General features: G+C 65.2%; 14 protein-coding genes. 7 read left to right on the top strand and 7 right to left on the bottom strand.

Annotation, left to right across the window (positions count from 1 at the left end):
• The 5 genes from ACIQCS_RS23170 to ACIQCS_RS23150 all read left to right on the top strand — a co-directional run.
• A partial coding sequence (locus ACIQCS_RS23170; protein WP_401531898.1) for a TolC family protein occupies nucleotides 1-610 on the top strand: 610 nt, incomplete at its 5' end.
• On the top strand, nucleotides 607-2,097 hold the full coding sequence (locus ACIQCS_RS23165) for an efflux RND transporter periplasmic adaptor subunit (RefSeq protein WP_280280031.1): 1,491 nt from the start codon (nucleotides 607-609) through the stop codon (nucleotides 2,095-2,097). The genes ACIQCS_RS23170 and ACIQCS_RS23165, both read left to right, overlap by 4 nt.
• Nucleotides 2,094-5,237, top strand: a complete 3,144-nt coding sequence (locus ACIQCS_RS23160; RefSeq protein ID WP_280280030.1) for an efflux RND transporter permease subunit — start codon at nucleotides 2,094-2,096, stop codon at nucleotides 5,235-5,237. The genes ACIQCS_RS23165 and ACIQCS_RS23160 overlap by 4 nt, the downstream gene beginning before the upstream one ends.
• Nucleotides 5,238-5,248: 11 nt before the next feature.
• The gene (locus ACIQCS_RS23155; protein WP_007683329.1) at nucleotides 5,249-5,638 is read left to right on the top strand and encodes a copper-binding protein; all 390 of its coding nucleotides are present in this window, start codon (nucleotides 5,249-5,251) and stop codon (nucleotides 5,636-5,638) included.
• Between the two features lie 248 nt (nucleotides 5,639-5,886).
• Nucleotides 5,887-7,182, top strand: coding sequence for a hypothetical protein (locus ACIQCS_RS23150; protein ID WP_013039108.1), 1,296 nt, complete (start codon nucleotides 5,887-5,889; stop codon nucleotides 7,180-7,182).
• Nucleotides 7,183-7,248: 66 nt separating this feature from the next.
• Here ACIQCS_RS23150 and ACIQCS_RS23145 read toward each other — a convergent pair whose 3' ends face one another.
• Together ACIQCS_RS23145 and ACIQCS_RS23140 are read right to left on the bottom strand one after the other, a co-directional pair.
• A complete protein-coding gene (locus ACIQCS_RS23145) occupies nucleotides 7,249-7,773 on the bottom strand; it encodes a GNAT family N-acetyltransferase (protein WP_011607966.1) in 525 nt (174 codons plus the stop codon).
• A gap of 2 nt (nucleotides 7,774-7,775) precedes the next feature.
• Entirely contained in the window at nucleotides 7,776-8,396 is a 621-nt protein-coding gene (locus ACIQCS_RS23140; RefSeq protein ID WP_008832583.1) for a recombinase family protein, read from the bottom strand.
• A gap of 125 nt (nucleotides 8,397-8,521) precedes the next feature.
• Between ACIQCS_RS23140 and ACIQCS_RS23135 the strand changes: the two genes are divergently transcribed.
• Both ACIQCS_RS23135 and ACIQCS_RS23130 read left to right on the top strand, forming a co-directional pair.
• Complete coding sequence (locus ACIQCS_RS23135; protein ID WP_401531894.1) at nucleotides 8,522-11,413, top strand: Tn3 family transposase; 2,892 nt, start codon at nucleotides 8,522-8,524, stop codon at nucleotides 11,411-11,413.
• Between the two features lies 1 nt (nucleotide 11,414).
• Nucleotides 11,415-12,029 (top strand): DUF6118 family protein, encoded by a 615-nt coding sequence (locus ACIQCS_RS23130; protein ID WP_228222247.1) that lies wholly within the window; start codon nucleotides 11,415-11,417, stop codon nucleotides 12,027-12,029.
• A 3-nt stretch (nucleotides 12,030-12,032) separates the two neighbouring features.
• On the opposite strand, the gene lgt is transcribed toward ACIQCS_RS23130, so the two are convergent.
• The 5 genes from lgt to ACIQCS_RS23105 are packed head-to-tail and all read right to left on the bottom strand — an operon-like array spanning nucleotide 12,033 to nucleotide 15,366.
• The gene (gene lgt / locus ACIQCS_RS23125) at nucleotides 12,033-12,908 is read right to left on the bottom strand and encodes a prolipoprotein diacylglyceryl transferase (protein WP_007016079.1); all 876 of its coding nucleotides are present in this window, start codon (nucleotides 12,906-12,908) and stop codon (nucleotides 12,033-12,035) included.
• Between the two features lie 46 nt (nucleotides 12,909-12,954).
• A complete protein-coding gene (locus ACIQCS_RS23120) occupies nucleotides 12,955-13,341 on the bottom strand; it encodes a rhodanese-like domain-containing protein (protein ID WP_004213269.1) in 387 nt (128 codons plus the stop codon).
• A 36-nt stretch (nucleotides 13,342-13,377) separates the two neighbouring features.
• Nucleotides 13,378-14,127, bottom strand: coding sequence for an MBL fold metallo-hydrolase (locus ACIQCS_RS23115; protein WP_007016078.1), 750 nt, complete (start codon nucleotides 14,125-14,127; stop codon nucleotides 13,378-13,380).
• 19 nt (nucleotides 14,128-14,146) lie between these two features.
• The gene (locus ACIQCS_RS23110; protein WP_004213267.1) at nucleotides 14,147-14,926 is read right to left on the bottom strand and encodes a sulfite exporter TauE/SafE family protein; all 780 of its coding nucleotides are present in this window, start codon (nucleotides 14,924-14,926) and stop codon (nucleotides 14,147-14,149) included.
• The gene (locus ACIQCS_RS23105; RefSeq protein WP_004213266.1) at nucleotides 14,923-15,366 is read right to left on the bottom strand and encodes a DUF6691 family protein; all 444 of its coding nucleotides are present in this window, start codon (nucleotides 15,364-15,366) and stop codon (nucleotides 14,923-14,925) included. Before ACIQCS_RS23105 ends, ACIQCS_RS23110 begins: the two co-directional genes overlap by 4 nt.
• Nucleotide 15,367: the final 1 nt, after the last annotated feature.

Genomic DNA, 15,367 nt, shown 5'->3' with positions numbered 1-15,367 from the left:
TACCTGCGACCCCGACCCGCAGGCGACGTGCGACCCGCCGATGCTCGATGTCGATCCGATCCGGCTGCGGGCCGGGATCGATGCGCTTCCCGCCCTGCGCGCGCAGGACGCGCGGATCGCAGTCGCCGAAGCGGACGTGCGTCTCGCGCGCGCCGACAAGCGCCCCGACTGGAAGGTCGGCGTCACCTATGGCCGGCGCGATCCCATGTACGGCGACATGGCCTCGGTCGGCGTGTCGATCGACCTGCCGCTGTTCGCCGGCAAGCGCCAGAACCCCAGGATCGCTGCAAGCGAGAGCCTTGCGCAAGGGGGTCGGTTCGACCGCGAGGCGATCCGCCGCGAGCTGGTGGCGCAGCTCGACGCCGATCTCGCAGACCATGCCATGCATCTCTCCCGGTTGCGCAATGCCCGCGAGACGCTGGTGCCACTCGCCAGGCACCGCGCCGAGCTCGACCGCGACAGCTATGGCGCCGGCAAGCTCGACCTTGGCGCCGCGCTGCTCACGACGCTCGGGCTCGCGGAGGCCGAGGTCGAGGCGCTCAACCGCGAAGCCGACGTCGCGCGCGACGCGGTCCGCATCACTATCACCTATGGGGAGGAGCGGCCATGACGCTCGATAAATCCGCGCTGCGCTGGGGCGCATCGATCCTGGCTGTCGCGCTGCTGGCCGGCGGCACAGGCTATTGGGCTGGCCATCGCCAGGCACCGCAATCGGAGGCGACCACGCCCGCCGGGGCAGGCAAAGTCCTTTACTGGTACGATCCGATGTTCCCCAACCAGAAGTTCGACAAGCCCGGCAAGTCGCCCTTCATGGATATGCAGCTCGTGCCGCGATACGCGGACGGAGGAAGCGCCGGCGCGGCCCCCACGGTCGCCGTCGATCCCGCCGCGCGGCAGAGCCTGGGATTGCGGGTCGTCGCGGCGAAGATGGGCAGCCTTGCCTCGGCCCTCGAGGTCACCGGCACGATCGACTTCAACCAGCGCGACGTCGCCGTCATCCAGGCGCGTTCGGGCGGGTTCGTGAGCCGCGTCTATGCGCGAGCGCCCGGGGACGTGGTCCGCGCCGGCGCGCCGATCGCGGACCTGCTCCTGCCCGAATGGGGCGGCGCGCAGACCGAATATCTGAGCGTCAGGCGGCTCGGCAAGCCCGACCTCACCGCGGCCGCGCGCCAGCGACTGCGGCTGATGGGCATGTCCGACGGCCTCATCGCCAGCGTCGAGCGGAGCGGACGCCCGAACGGCGTGGTGACGATCACGACGCCGATCTCGGGCACGATCCAGACGCTCGACGCCCGTGCCGGCGTGACGCTCGCGGTGGGCCAGACGCTCGCCCAGGTAAGCGGGCTCGGCACCGTCTGGCTCAATGCCGCGGTGCCCGAAGCGCGCGCGGGCGATGTCCGGGTCGGCCAGAATGCCAGCACCACGCTGGCGGGCTTCCCCGGCGAGCGCTTCGCCGGCCGGGTGATCGCGATCCTGCCGACCACGCAGGCCGACAGCCGCACGCTCACCGTGCGGATCGAGCTGCCCAACCGGGACGGCCGGTTGCGGCCGGGCATGTTCGCCAGCGTCGCGCTTGGCGGCGATGCCAAGCCGGCGCTGCTGGTGCCGAGCGAAGCGGTGATCCGCACGGGCAGGCGCACGCTCGTCATGCTGGCCGCAGGCGACGGGCGCTATCATCCCGCCGAGGTCCGCATCGGCCGCGAGGCAGGCGGCGAGACCGAGATCCTTGCCGGCCTGTCGCCCGGCGAGAACGTCGTCGTCTCGGGGCAGTTCCTGATCGATTCCGAGGCGAGCCTGTCGGGAATCGAGGCGCGGCCGATCGGCGGCGGTGCGGCATCGGCGACCATCGCCGCGCCGGCGTCGAAAGCCACGCTGTACGAGACGACGGGCAAGATCGAGCGGATCACGGCCAATTCGGTGACGCTCAGCCACGAGCCCGTTCCCGCGCTCGACTGGCCGGCGATGACGATGACCTTCGCGCTCGCCAATCCGGGCATCGCGCGCGGCTTCAAGGCGGGTGACCGGGTCCGGTTCGGGTTCGACCGGCCCCCGGCGGGACCGACGCTGCGGCATATGGCGAAGGTGGCGGGCCAGTGATCGCCCATCTCATCCGCTGGTCGGTGAGGAACCGCTTCTTCGTCGTGCTCGGCATGCTCGCGCTGGTCGGCGCGGGCCTGTGGGCGGTGCGCTCGACCCCGATCGACGCGCTGCCCGATCTTTCCGACGTGCAGGTCGTGATCCGCACTTCCTATCCGGGTCAGGCGCCGCAGATCGTCGAGAACCAGATCACCTATCCGCTCACCACCACCATGCTGTCGGTGCCCGGCGCCAAGACGGTGCGCGGCTATAGCTTCTTCGGCGACAGCTTCGTCTATGTGATCTTCGAGGACGGCACCGATCTCTACTGGGCGCGCAGCCGCGTGCTCGAATATCTCAACCAGGTCCAGGGTCGGTTGCCGGCCAGCGCCCGCAGCGCGCTCGGGCCGGACGCGACCGGGGTCGGCTGGGTCTATGAATATGCGCTGGTCGACCGCACCGGCCGGCACGATCTCTCGCAGCTTCGCGGGTTGCAGGACTGGTTCCTGCGCTACGAGCTGAAGACCGTGACCGGCGTGGCCGAAGTCGCCAGCATCGGCGGCATGGTCAAGCAGTACCAGGTGCTGCTCGATCCGGTGAAGCTCGCGGCCTACGGCGTAACCCACTCCCAGGCAGTGCAGGCGATCAGCCAAGCCAATCAGGAAGCCGGCGGCTCGGTGCTGGAAATGGCCGAGGCCGAATATATGGTCCGCGCCTCGGGCTATCTGAAAACGCTCGACGATTTCCGGGCAATCCCGCTCAAGACTGCGGCGGGCGGCGTGCCCGTCCGGCTCGGCGATGTCGCCACGATCCAGGTCGGCCCCGAGATGCGGCGCGGCATCGCCGAACTGAACGGCGAAGGCGAGGTCGCCGGCGGCGTCGTTATTCTTCGGTCAGGCAAGAACGCCCGTGAGACCATCGCGGCGGTCAAGGACAAGCTCGCCGATCTCAGGAAAAGCCTGCCGCCGGGCGTCGAGGTGGTCACGGTCTATGACCGCTCGCAGCTGATCGATCGCGCGGTCGAGAACCTCACCCGCAAGCTGGTCGAGGAGTTCATCGTCGTCGCATTGGTCTGCGCCCTGTTCCTCTGGCACGTCCGCTCGGCGCTGGTCGCGATCCTGACCTTGCCGCTCGGTGTGCTGGCCGCGTTCGTCGTAATGCGGTTCCAGGGGGTGAACGCCAACATCATGTCGCTGGGCGGCATCGCCATCGCCATCGGCGCGATGGTGGATGCGGCGGTCGTCATGATCGAGAACGCCCACAAGAGGATCGAACGCTGGGAGCAGGATCACCCGGACAGACATCTCGATGGCGAGATGCGCTGGATCGTCGTCACCGAGGCGGCGGCCGAGGTCGGGCCGGCGCTGTTCTTCAGCCTGCTGATCATCACGCTGTCGTTCATTCCGGTCTTCACCCTGGAGGCGCAGGAAGGCCGGCTGTTCGCGCCGCTCGCCTTCACCAAGACCTATGCGATGGGCGCGGCCGCGATCCTGTCGGTGACCCTGGTGCCGATCCTGATGGGCTGGCTGATCCGGGGCCGCATTCCGGCCGAGCAGGCCAATCCGGTCAATCGCTGGCTCACCAATATCTACCGGCCCGCGATCGACTGGACGATGAAGCGGCCTAAGGCAGTGCTGCTGATCGCGGCTCTGGTGTTCGCCACCACGGCCTGGCCGCTCAGCCGGCTCGGCGGCGAGTTCATGCCCAATCTCGACGAGGGCGACCTGCTCTACATGCCCTCGGCGCTGCCGGGCCTCTCGGCCGCCAAGGCGAGTGAGCTGCTCCAGCAGACCGACCGCCTGATCAAGACCGTGCCCGAAGTCGAAAGCGTGTTCGGCAAGGCCGGCCGCGCCGAGACCGCGACCGATCCCGCGCCGCTCGAAATGTTCGAGACGACGATCCAATTCAAGCCCCGCGACCAGTGGCGGTCGGGCATGACGCCCGAACGCCTTGTCGACGAGCTCGATCGCCGGGTGAAGCTTCCGGGTCTCGCCAATATCTGGGTGCCGCCGATCCGCAACCGCATCGACATGCTCGCGACGGGCATCAAGAGCCCGATCGGGGTCAAGGTGTCGGGCAGTGACCTCGCCGAGCTCGACCGCATCGCGCATGATGTCGAGACCGTGGCCAGGAGCGTGCCCGGCGTCAGCTCGGCGCTCGCCGAGCGGCTGACCGGCGGACGCTATGTCGATGTCGACATAGACCGCGCCGCCGCCGCGCGGTTCGGGCTCAACATCGCCGACGTCCAGGCCATCGTCTCCGGCGCGATCGGCGGCGAGACGATCGGCGAGACGGTCGAGGGCCTCGCCCGCTATCCGATCAGCGTGCGCTATCCGCGCGAATTGCGCGACAGCCTCGAAAGGCTGCGGGCGCTACCGATCCTGACGCCCGCGGGCCAGCAGATCACCTTGGGCACCGTGGCAAACGTCTCGATCGCCGAGGGACCGCCGATGCTCAAGACCGAGAATGCCCGGCCTTCGACCTGGGTCTACGTCGATGTGCGCGGGCGCGATCTTGCCTCGGTGGTCGGCGATCTGCAGCGTGCGGTGGCGAAACAGGTCAGGCTCTCGCCTGGGGTCAGCATCGCTTACTCTGGCCAGTTCGAATATCTCGAGCGCGCGGTCGACCGCTTGAAGCTGGTCGTGCCCGCGACGCTGCTGATCATCTTCGTGCTGCTCTACCTCATCTTCGGCCGCTTCGACGAGGCGGCGCTGATCATGGGGACGCTGCCGTTTGCGCTGACCGGCGGCATCTGGACGCTTTATCTGCTGGGGTTCAACCAGTCGATCGCCACCGGGGTCGGGTTCATCGCGCTCGCCGGCGTCTCCGCCGAGTTCGGGGTGGTGATGCTGATCTATCTCAAGAACGCGCTGGCCGAGCGCGGCGCACATCCGGACGCTGCCGAGGTCGAGGCCGCCGTGCGCGAAGGCGCGCTGCTGCGCGTCCGTCCCAAGGCGATGACGGTGGCGGTGATCCTGGCCGGCCTGCTGCCGATCCTGCTGGGATCAGGCGCGGGTTCGGAGGTCATGAGCCGGATTGCCGCGCCGATGATCGGCGGCATGCTGACCGCGCCCTTGCTCTCAATGTTCGTCCTGCCCGCCGCCTACCTGCTGTTGCGCCGGCCCAAGACCGATCCCATCCCTCAACCCGTTTCATCATGAAGGAGAAGACGATGAACCATGCACGACTGACCATTGCCCTCGGCCTCGCCGCCCTGACTGCCGCGTGCGGCAAGAAGGCGGAGGCCCCCGTTGCGACTGAGACCAACGAGGCGGCGCCCGCCGCGACCATGAGCGGCGACATGGGCAACATGTCGATGGCGCCTGACGCGAACGCCGCGATCAAGGCCAAGGGCCATGGCACCGTCACCGCGATCGACAAGGCGGCAGGCACGATCACGCTCGATCATGGTCCGATCCCGGAGGCCAAGTGGCCCGCGATGACGATGGCGTTCAAGGCCGCGCCGTCGATCACCGATGCGGTCAAGGTCGGCGACAAGGTCGATTTCGACCTCTCGCTCAAGGGCAGCGATGGCGAGGTCACCGCGATCGCAAAGCAGTGATCCGCTAAGTTCGACCAAAAGAAGCTGGTTGCGGCGCCGCTCCCGGGCGGCGACGCCCGTGCCGGCCGTCTGCCTGGCTGTGCGCCCGGTCGACGGTTGCGACCGGCAACGCCCAATGCCAGCGGCGTTTCCCTGCGCGATCACCGACAATTTGAGCACGCTTCGCGGATCGCACATTGAACGTGCAAGCCGCCCTTGCTCGCGATAGCCTGAACGGCAAGGAGCCCAGTTTAGATGACCCAGCCAGTATGACCTTGTTACCCGCGACACATCATGATCTCGTGAGCGAGCTTGTCCGTCGTTGGCGAGACGATCCCGGCGCCACCTATCGCTCCTGGTTTCTGTGGGACGAACGGCTGAAAAACTTCCGCTCCATCCGTCGCGGGCTGCAGCAGGTGGTCGCAGAAATCGAAAGTGGGCGGTTCGGCGTCGCCTATCGCGGCTCGTCACTGGAAACGGTTGTCCACTCGATCGCCGAACAGCGGCAGATCTTCAAGGGCGCCGACCATGCCTGGCTGTGGAAGCCCAAGCTGCGCATTCCAGACATCTACGAAAGCCCGGACAACCAGCGGGCGTTCGGTCGCCTGCTCGACAATTGCTCGTGCTGCGATACCGCCGAGGAGATCATCAGCCACATCCGCAGCATAGACGCGCTCAAGATCAAGGGGCTGGGGCCGGCGGCGGCCAACCTGCTCTATTTCCTTCACCCGACGCTGGTGCCGCCCTTCAATACCGCGATCGTCAAGGGCTACAATGCCGTCACCGGCGCCAAGGTGAAGCTCGGGTCATGGGATCATTTTCTCGCCATGCGCGCCGGCATCCTCGACCTCAACGACCGTTACCGCGAGTTGCTCTCCAACGATCTCGGCGCGATCGGCGGACTGTTGTTCGACATTGGCTCGGGCCGCTATCCCGCGCCACCGCTGGAGGATGACGCAACGGCGGCCGACGACTGGCTCGGCAGATTGGAACATGCCAGAGCGGAGGCAAGCCGGCTCGACAAGACAGCCGCCGCGCAGGGCGAAACCGATCGCACGCACGCCGAAATCCAGGCCTGGCTGCGCGACCTCGGCCATGCCCTCGGTTACGATGTGTGGATCGCCGCCAATGACCGCGGTCGACTTCACGCTGGCTGCCCGCTTGGACAGGGATGCCTCGAGCGCCTTCCAGACGCCATTGCGACCTCTCCCGGAGCGGACTCGATCCGCCTCATCGACGTGTTGTGGCTGGCGAAGGGTGGCGACGGCGTCGCCGCCGCGTTCGAGGTTGAACATTCGACCTCGATCTACTCGGGGATCGTGCGCATGCTCGATCTGGCGCTGTCGGGGAGCGATCTGCACGCTGCCGCCGGGCTATTCCTGGTCGCACCGAATGCGCGCGAGCAGGACGTTCGCGCGCAACTCCGTCGCCCGGCTTTCAGCCGTATTGCCGATCTCGACTTCGCCTATCTGCCCTATGGCGAGCTGGAGAGAAACAGGGACGCGATCGCTCGTTTTGGAACGGGATTGAAGGCCATCAAGGCGATCTCAAGCCCCCTTCCCTGAAAGGGGGCGTTTGCGGGAGGGGGCGGAATCCTACGCCAAGCTCGCCCAGATAGCCGGCGCGAGATCTTACTTGTTGCTGCCTTCTACGGTCGCGCCAGAAAGGCGACGGCTCAGTTCTATCCGGCGATGGCTACGCATTTTGAAGGTGTCTGGCCCAACGCGCCGATACTCAATGAAGCCGAGAGAACGCCAAAATCGCTCTGCCGCTTCATTCGCTTCCAGCACGGCCAACCGAATCTCTGTGGCACCTCTCGCAGCGGCCCAGCTTTCGACCGTCGAGTAAATTGAGCGTCCGACGCCACGACCACGCTGTGCGGCATCTACGATCATGAAGCCGAGATACCATGTGCCATCACGCGGATAATCGCGGAGGATGGCCGCGATTGCATATAGGCCGCCAGGCCCCTTCCATCCCAGGACAGCTTGATTGTGGGCGCTCTTTTCGGGCGGCACATCGGAGAAAAGCTCGCGAGCATCGTCCAGCGTGGGCGCGGCCCCGTCCTGCAACAGGAAATAGTCGCTGCAACGGTTGTACAGGTCTGCAACGTCTGCGGCGTCCGCTTGGGTAAGTTTGATCGGGGCTCCCGTCATCATCATCGCGTTTTGGCAGCAAGCACGCGCTGACCGTAATCCCGGAGTTCCCCGTTGGGACCGACATAGCGGTAGAGAGTGACGCGCTCGATCCCGAGTTCCTTGCAGAGGTCGGAAACGGACGTGTCGCGTTGGGCCATAGCAGCCTGAGCGAGCCGCACCTGGGCCTTGGAGAGGGCGAACTTGCGGCCACCCTTGCGTCCCCGCGCGCGGGCAGCGGCCAGGCCAGCCATGGTGCGCTCGCGGATCATATCCCGCTCAAACTCCGCCAGTGTGGCAAAAATGCCGAACACCATCCGGCCCGATGGCGTCGTGGTGTCGATCTGCGCGCCCTTGCCGGTGAGCACCCGCAGACCGATACCGCGATCCGACAGATTCTGCACCGTGCTGACCAGGTGGGTGAGCGTTCGGCCGAGCCGGTCGAGCTTCCAAACGATGAGGACATCGCCGTCGCGCAACGATTTCAGGCAGGCGGCAAGACCGGGGCGATCATCACGGCTACCGGATGCACGATCATCATAGATATTGCCTGGCTCGACACCGGCAGCGCGAAGGGCATCGTGCTGCAGGTCGAGCGACTGCGAGCCGTCGGCTTTGGACACGCGGGCGTAGCCGATCAGCATGGATCACAAACGAAGGTTTGAGGCGGTGACGAACATGAGCACATAAGATTGGGCTATTGTGTATCTTAACCAGCATCTCAATCAAGCTATCTCAAACCGTAGCTCGGAAAGAATAAGGAGCATGTATGCCGCGTCGCGTGACCCTGACCGATCGACAGCGCGAGGCGCTGCTTCACTTGCCGGTCGATCAAGGTGAGCTGCTGCGGCACTATACCCTCAGCGATGAGGATCTCGGGCATATCCGCCAGCGCCGGCGCGCCCACAATCGTTTTGGCTTCGCGCTGCAACTGTGCGTCCTGCGCTACCCGGGCCGGGTGCTCGCTCCTGGCGAGTTGATCCCGGCGCAGGTATCGGATTTCATCGCGGCCCAGCTCGGCCTGACCAGCGACGATCTACTCCTCTATGCCGCGCGCGAGGAGACCCGGCACGAGCATCTGGCGGACCTTCGCCGAATCTACGGCTATCGCTCCTTTTCGGGGCGGGGCGCACGGGATTTGCGCGAATGGATCGCTCGGGAAGCCGAGGCGGCGACATCGAATGAGGATCTTGCCCGTCGCTTCGTTGCGGAGTGTCGCCGCACCCGCACGATCCTTCCCGGCTCCTCGACGATCGAGCGCCTTTGCGCCGATGCGCTGGTTGAGGCCGAGCGCCGGATCGAGGATCTTATCGCCCATCGCATCACGCCAACCCTGAGCGAGAATTTGGCTCACCTGTTGGAGGATACGGTGGATGGTCGCGTCACGCGCTTCGTATGGCTGCGACAGTTCGAGGTTGGCGCAAATTCAGCAGCCGCTAACCGGCTGATGGATCGACTGGAATATCTTCAAAGGTTCGATCTTCCGGCGGATTTGCTGGACGGCGTGCCGGCGCATCGTGTGACCCGGCTTCGCCGGCAGGGCGAGCGCTATTACGCCGACGGCATGCGTGATCTGCCCGAAGACAGGCGGCTTGCGATCCTCGCTGTCTGCACCCTGGAATGGCGGTCATCGCTGGCCGATGTCATCGTGGAGACCCACGATCGCATCGTAGGCCGTCTCTATCGGGCCTCCGAACGCCTTTGCAACACCAGGATCGCCGACGAAAAGGCGGCCGTTCGGGACACGCTGAAGTCCTTTGCCGAAATCGGTGGTGCTTTGCTTGGAGCGCAGGACGATGGCACGGCCCTGGACGGGATAATCGCCACCGGGCCTGGCTGGGAACGGTTCAGAACCCTTGTCGCCACGGCCTCCGCGCTGACCAACGTGCTCGCGGCCGACCCGCTCAGCCGTGTGCTGGACGGCTATCACCGTTTCCGCCTCTACGCGCCCAGGATGCTGCGCCTGCTCGACATGCAGGCGGCGCCGATCGCCACGCCTCTTCTGGCGGCCGTTGCGATGCTGCGTAACGGGATCAAGGTCGATCCGCCGGTGGATTTTCTACGTCCCAACTCGAAATGGCATCGTCATCTTCGCGCTGAGCCCAGCGGCGACCACCGGCTTTGGGAAATCGCGGTGCTGTTCCACATCCGCGACGCCTTCCGGTCCGGTGACATATGGTTGGCGGGATCGCGCCGCTATGGCGACCTCAAGCAGCTTCTGGTCCCGCCACAGGCGATAGAGCAGACCGCGCGGCTCGCCGTGCCGCTGCGGCCCGGCGAATGGCTGGCCGAGCGCAGGGCTCGACTGGATACACGGCTGAAGGAGTTTGGCCGCGCGGCGCGAACCGGCACGATCCCAGGCGGCATCATCGAGAACGGCAAGCTGCACATCGACAAGCTGAGGGCCGACACGCCCGAAGGGGCCGAGGATCTCGTGCTCGATCTCTATCAACAGCTCCCGCCCGCGAGGATCACCGATCTGTTGCTGGAAGTCGATGAGCGAACCGGATTTTCCGAGGCGTTCACGCATCTGCGCACCGGCGCGCCCTGCAGCGACCGGATCGGCCTGATGAACGTGTTGCTGGCGGAAGGCGTCAATCTCGGTTTGCGCAAGATGGCGGCGGCGACCAACACGCACAGCTTCTGGGAATTGCTGCGGATCGCGCGCTGGCATGTCGAAGGCAGCGCCTATGATCGGGCGCTCGCCATGATCGTGGAGGCCCACGCCGCCCTGCCCATGGCCGCCTTCTGGGGACAAGGGCAATCGGCATCCAGCGACGGGCAGTTCTTCCTTGCTACCGAGCAGGGCGAGGCGATGAATCTGATCAACGCGAAATATGGCAACGTCCCGGGCCTCAAGGGATACAGCCATGTGTCCGATCAATATGCGCCGTTCGCAACCCAGGTGATCCCGGCAACGGTCAGCGAGACTCCCTATATCCTGGACGGGCTGCTCATGAATGACGCGGGCCGCCGCGTTCGCCAGCATTTTGCCGACACGGGCGGCTTCACCGATCATGTGTTCGCCGCCTGCGCCTTGCTCGGCTACAGGTTCGCCCCCCGTATCCGCGATCTCCCTCAGAAAAGACTCTATGCCTTCACGCCCAACGCGACGCCGGCCAATGTGCGAGCGCTGGTCGGAGGTAAGATCAATGAACCGCTCATCGAGCGCAACTGGCCCGACATCCTGCGCATCATGGCGACGATCGCAGCGGGGATCGTCGCCCCCAGCCAGATTCTTCGCAAGCTCGCCTCTTACCCGCGCCAGAATGAGCTGGCCCTCGCATTGCGAGAGGTGGGCCGCATCGAGCGAACCCTGTTCATGATCGACTGGATTCTTGATGCCGGCCTCCAGCGCCAGGCTCAGATCGGCCTCAACAAGGGTGAGGCCCACCACGCCCTAAAGCGCGCCATCAGCTTCCACCGCCGAGGTGAAATCCGGGATCGATCCGGCGAAGGCCAGCACTATCGCATCGCCGGAATGAACCTGCTCGCCGCCATCATCATATTCTGGAACACCATGAAGCTCGGCGAGGTCGTCAATACCCGGGCCGCCAGCGGTACCCATATCGCGCCTGATCTACTCGCCCACGTCTCGCCGTTGGGATGGGAACACATCAATCTAACCGGGGAATATCGCTGGCCCAAATCCTTAGCGTAGGATTCCGCCCCCTCCCGCAAACGCCCCCTATAGCGAGACGCTGGCGGGCATGGTGCAGAAGATCGACGCCACCTTGCAGCGCGCCGACGCGCTGGTGACGGCAGCCAGGGACGGAGCAACGCCGCGTCACGTTGTTGACCGGATCGTAGCGGCAGGCGGTGACGCCCGCGCCGAGGACCGGCGGACGATCGCGACCGCAGCCGCAGAGCTGAAGGATGCAACTCGGGCGCTTCAGGGCGTCACCGCATCGGCGCGGCGGGGCTACGAGCAGAACCGCTGGTTGATGTGGACGGCGATCGGCGGAGTGGTGCTCGGCATGGTGCTTTGGGCGGCGTTCGCCGGCGTCGTCGCGCGTGCCGTGCCGGCGAGCTGGCAATGGCCGGAAAAGATGGCGGCGCGAGCGCTCGACCTGTCAATGTGGGAAGGCGGGCAGCGGATGATGCAGGCCGCCTCGCCCACCGCGTTCCGCGCGATCATAGCGGCCGACAGGATGGTGTTGGCCAATCGCGAAACGATCGAAGGGTGCAGCAAGGCCGCAGCCCGAACGCGCGAGACGGTGCGATGCACAATCAAAGTTGGTGCTAGCCTTGAGGAGCAGCAGGATAGCGACCGCTAGTTCCTATTCACTGCAACTCGATTTTGGCATGATTGCTGGCTCACTTTTTACTGATTTGCCCTGCTGGTTGCGCGAGCCGGCGCGCCAAGCTGCGACTATCAAATAGATACCTGCGGCAATCATCGGCACGGTGAGCCACTGACCCATATGAAGCCCTGTTCTGGCTGTGAAGCCGACAAGCTGGGCATCCGGCTCCCGGAAGAATTCGACAATGAAGCGAGCGAGCCCATAGCCAAGAAGGAACACGCCGACGAGCATGCCAGGGCGACGTCGGGCGTTGGTAAACCAGAAAAGGCACGCGAGCACGGCAAACAAGACCAGTCCTTCCAGCCCGGCTTCGTAGAGCTGGCTCGGGTGACGCGCGAGGCCATCGCGACTTCCGGGGAACACAATCGCCCAAGGCACATCGGTGGGCTTTCCCCAAAGCTCACCATTCACGAAATTAGCGAGGCGGCCGAAGAACAGGCCGATCGGCACGGTGCAGGCGACATAATCATGGACCCGCAGCCATTCGAGGCCGTGTCGTCGCGCGAACAGGATCAGCGCGAGCGAGACGCCAGCTGCACCCCCGTGGAACGACATGCCGCCGTCCCACAGCTTGAGGATTTGCAGGGGGTCGAAGATCATCTCAGGACCGTAAAAGATCACATAGCCGAGACGGCCACCGAGGATAACGCCCAACGTCGCGTAGAACACGAGATCGTCGGCTTGTGCGCGGTTCATCGGGGCCGCTGGTTGGGCCAGCAGCCGCAGCAGATACCACCACCCGGCAATGATGCCGGCGATATAGGCCAGCGAGTACCAGCGGATGTCGAGCGGGCCTATGGAGATGGCTATCGGGCTCAATCCGAGGCTGGCGAATGCGATATGGCTATCCAAGGATTGTATCCTGCCTGCGAGAAGCGGCGCTCGAGCGCGCCATGGGTTATTCCGGTGCGATTGAAGCGCCGGCATCCTTGAGCGCCGCAAACCCGCCGGGGACGTGGGCGACATTCTCCACGCCCATCTCCTTGAGTGATTTTGCGGCCAGCGCCGAGCGGGCGCCGGACCCACAATAGAGCACCAACCGCGATCCACTGGCGAGTTTGGCATTGTGGGTGGGGCTTTCAGGATCGACCTGGAATTCCAGAAGGCCACGCGGGACATGCACCGCACCAGCCACCAGCCCCGATTTTGCGACTTCCCCTGGCTCGCGGATGTCAACGAACTGGACCTTGGGATTGCCGACAAGTTTGGCTGCATCGTCAGGCGCGATAGTTTCGACAATCGCATTCGCTTCGGAAACCAGTTGTTTCGAGGTGCGTGTTGGCATCGACTTTCTCCTGTAAATGAACCTGTATCGGATGGCTCAGCCCTGCTCGGACTTGCCGCCTATCTGGCGCAGCATTTCCGGCAAATCTGTCGGGCAATCACCGCAAAGCTTGTTTGCCGGAACGGCAACGTCGATCTTCTTTGGGTAGGGAAGATCGAGAGCGGCCATGATCGCGACGAATTCCTGAACGGTCTTGCCCGCAAGGCGCGGGTTCCGTTCACGCTCCTGCGCCACTGTCGTGATGTGGCGATGATTGTAGTCGTGAGCCGGGTAGATCAGACCATCGCCCGGCAGCGTGAAAATCTTCTGCGTGACGGAGTGATAAAGGGTGGCGGCGTCACCGTTTTGGAAGTCGGTGCGGCCACAGCCGTCGATTAGCAGGGCGTCGCCGGTGAAGGCGCGAAGACCATCGGGCTGCTCAACCAGGTAGGTATGGTGGGCGTCGGTGTGCCCCGGCGTAAACAGCGGCTGAAGCTTGAGCGCGCCGACAGTCAAAGGCTGGTCCTCGGCGACCCCCACGTCAGCACAGGGAAGGCCGTCCATGGCGGGGTACGCGATCTTGGAGCCGGTAAGGCTGCGCAGATAGCAGGCCGATGTGACGTGGTCCGCATGCACATGCGTCTCCAACGTATAAGCCAGTTCGAGATCCAGTTCCTGAAGCGCGGCAAGGTCGCGTTCGATCGTTTCGAGGACAGGATCGATCAGGACGGCTTTGCGCGTCTCCGGGCAACCGAGGAGGTAGGTGTAGGTCGAGGACTCCGGCTCGAACAACTGACGAAAGATCATGATCGGTCTCCAATGGTGTCTAGCCGCCGATCCCGCCCAGGCTGCGGAACAGCATGTAGGCGGCCACGGCCAGCAGGACGAAAGCGAAGATGCGGGTGAGCAAGCCCTTATGATCGGCGAGCCGGATGGCGGTTTGCATGCCGGCGACGCCGCCAGCGACCCCGCCAGCGATGAAGAAGCCGGCCACGCGCCAATCCACGAGTCCTGACAGGGCATAGTTGAGGGCTGTCGCCGATCCGAACGTTCCCACCGAAAACAGCGACGATCCGACCGCGTTGAGGATGGGCATGCCGCTGCCGAGCATGATGCCGGGCACAATCAGGAAGCCGCCGCCGATGCCGAAGAACCCTGACAGGAGGCCGGCGAGAAGGCCGATCGCCACGAGCCGCACAGCGATGGGGCGCGTGATCCGCACGCCCGGGTCGCCGCCGCCGGATTTGCCGCGCAGCATGGAAACCCCCACCACGATCATCACGCCTGCGAACAGCACCAGGAGATGCTGACCCGCCACCATCTTGCCCAGGGTGGAGCCGATCAGGGCGCCTATGACGCCCGATGCCCCGAAGACGAGGGCGCAGGGCCACTTCACGGTTCCGGCCCGGGCGTGCTGGATCAGGTTGGCGAAGGCATTGGCGGCCACCGCCAGCGCGCTCGTGCCGATCGCGACGTGCGGGTCCTTCATGCCCACGACATACAGCAGCAACGGCAGGGCAAGGATCGAGCCGCCGCCGCCGATCACCCCGAGGGTAAAGCCGACGACGACACCGGATATGAGCGTGAGGATGTCGACCGGCGTCATGGGTTTGCCCCGGGCCTGGCTGCGCGATAACGTTCCTGAAGGGCGAAGACGCCCATGCCCGCCAGCATCGCCACGACGAACACCAGCGCCGCCGGCGCTCCGAGGCTCAGGGCGACCAGGGCCGGACCAGGGCAGTAGCCGACGAGGCCCCATCCGACGCCGAACAAAGCCGCGCCCGAGAGAAGCTTCTTGTCCAGGGACCGGGACGATGGCCCATTGAACGCCGGTGCGAAAAGCGGAGCATCGCGCCTTCGGCCGAGTGCAAATCCCAACGCTGAAACCATGACGGCCGAGGCCAGCACCAAGGCAAGGCTCGGGTCCCACGACGGCGCGGCGACATCAAGAAACGCCAGAACCTTGCTGGGGGCTATCATGGCGGAGACGATCAGGCCGAAGCCGAAAATGAGCCCCGAGGCGAGCGCGATGAGCAGCTTCCTCATT

The organism is Sphingomonas sp. NPDC092440 (genome assembly GCF_044754985.1).
Lineage (GTDB): Bacteria > Pseudomonadota > Alphaproteobacteria > Sphingomonadales > Sphingomonadaceae > Sphingomonas.
The sequence above is the reverse complement of the archived record's forward strand: the minus strand, read 5'-3'. Positions and strand labels throughout refer to the sequence as shown.

What these genes read in the sequence shown, in the direction of transcription:
- ACIQCS_RS23105 (WP_004213266.1), bottom strand. Translation starts at nt 15,366, where the DNA reads ATGAGGAAGCTGCTCATCGCGCTCGCCTCGGGGCTCATTTTCGGCTTC.
- ACIQCS_RS23150 (WP_013039108.1), top strand. Translation starts at nt 5,887, where the DNA reads ATGACCTTGTTACCCGCGACACATCATGATCTCGTGAGCGAGCTTGTC.
- ACIQCS_RS23140 (WP_008832583.1), bottom strand. Translation starts at nt 8,396, where the DNA reads ATGCTGATCGGCTACGCCCGCGTGTCCAAAGCCGACGGCTCGCAGTCG.
- ACIQCS_RS23135 (WP_401531894.1), top strand. Translation starts at nt 8,522, where the DNA reads ATGCCGCGTCGCGTGACCCTGACCGATCGACAGCGCGAGGCGCTGCTT.
- ACIQCS_RS23145 (WP_011607966.1), bottom strand. Translation starts at nt 7,773, where the DNA reads ATGACGGGAGCCCCGATCAAACTTACCCAAGCGGACGCCGCAGACGTT.
- ACIQCS_RS23165 (WP_280280031.1), top strand. Translation starts at nt 607, where the DNA reads ATGACGCTCGATAAATCCGCGCTGCGCTGGGGCGCATCGATCCTGGCT.
- ACIQCS_RS23155 (WP_007683329.1), top strand. Translation starts at nt 5,249, where the DNA reads ATGAACCATGCACGACTGACCATTGCCCTCGGCCTCGCCGCCCTGACT.
- ACIQCS_RS23120 (WP_004213269.1), bottom strand. Translation starts at nt 13,341, where the DNA reads ATGCCAACACGCACCTCGAAACAACTGGTTTCCGAAGCGAATGCGATT.
- ACIQCS_RS23115 (WP_007016078.1), bottom strand. Translation starts at nt 14,127, where the DNA reads ATGATCTTTCGTCAGTTGTTCGAGCCGGAGTCCTCGACCTACACCTAC.
- ACIQCS_RS23110 (WP_004213267.1), bottom strand. Translation starts at nt 14,926, where the DNA reads ATGACGCCGGTCGACATCCTCACGCTCATATCCGGTGTCGTCGTCGGC.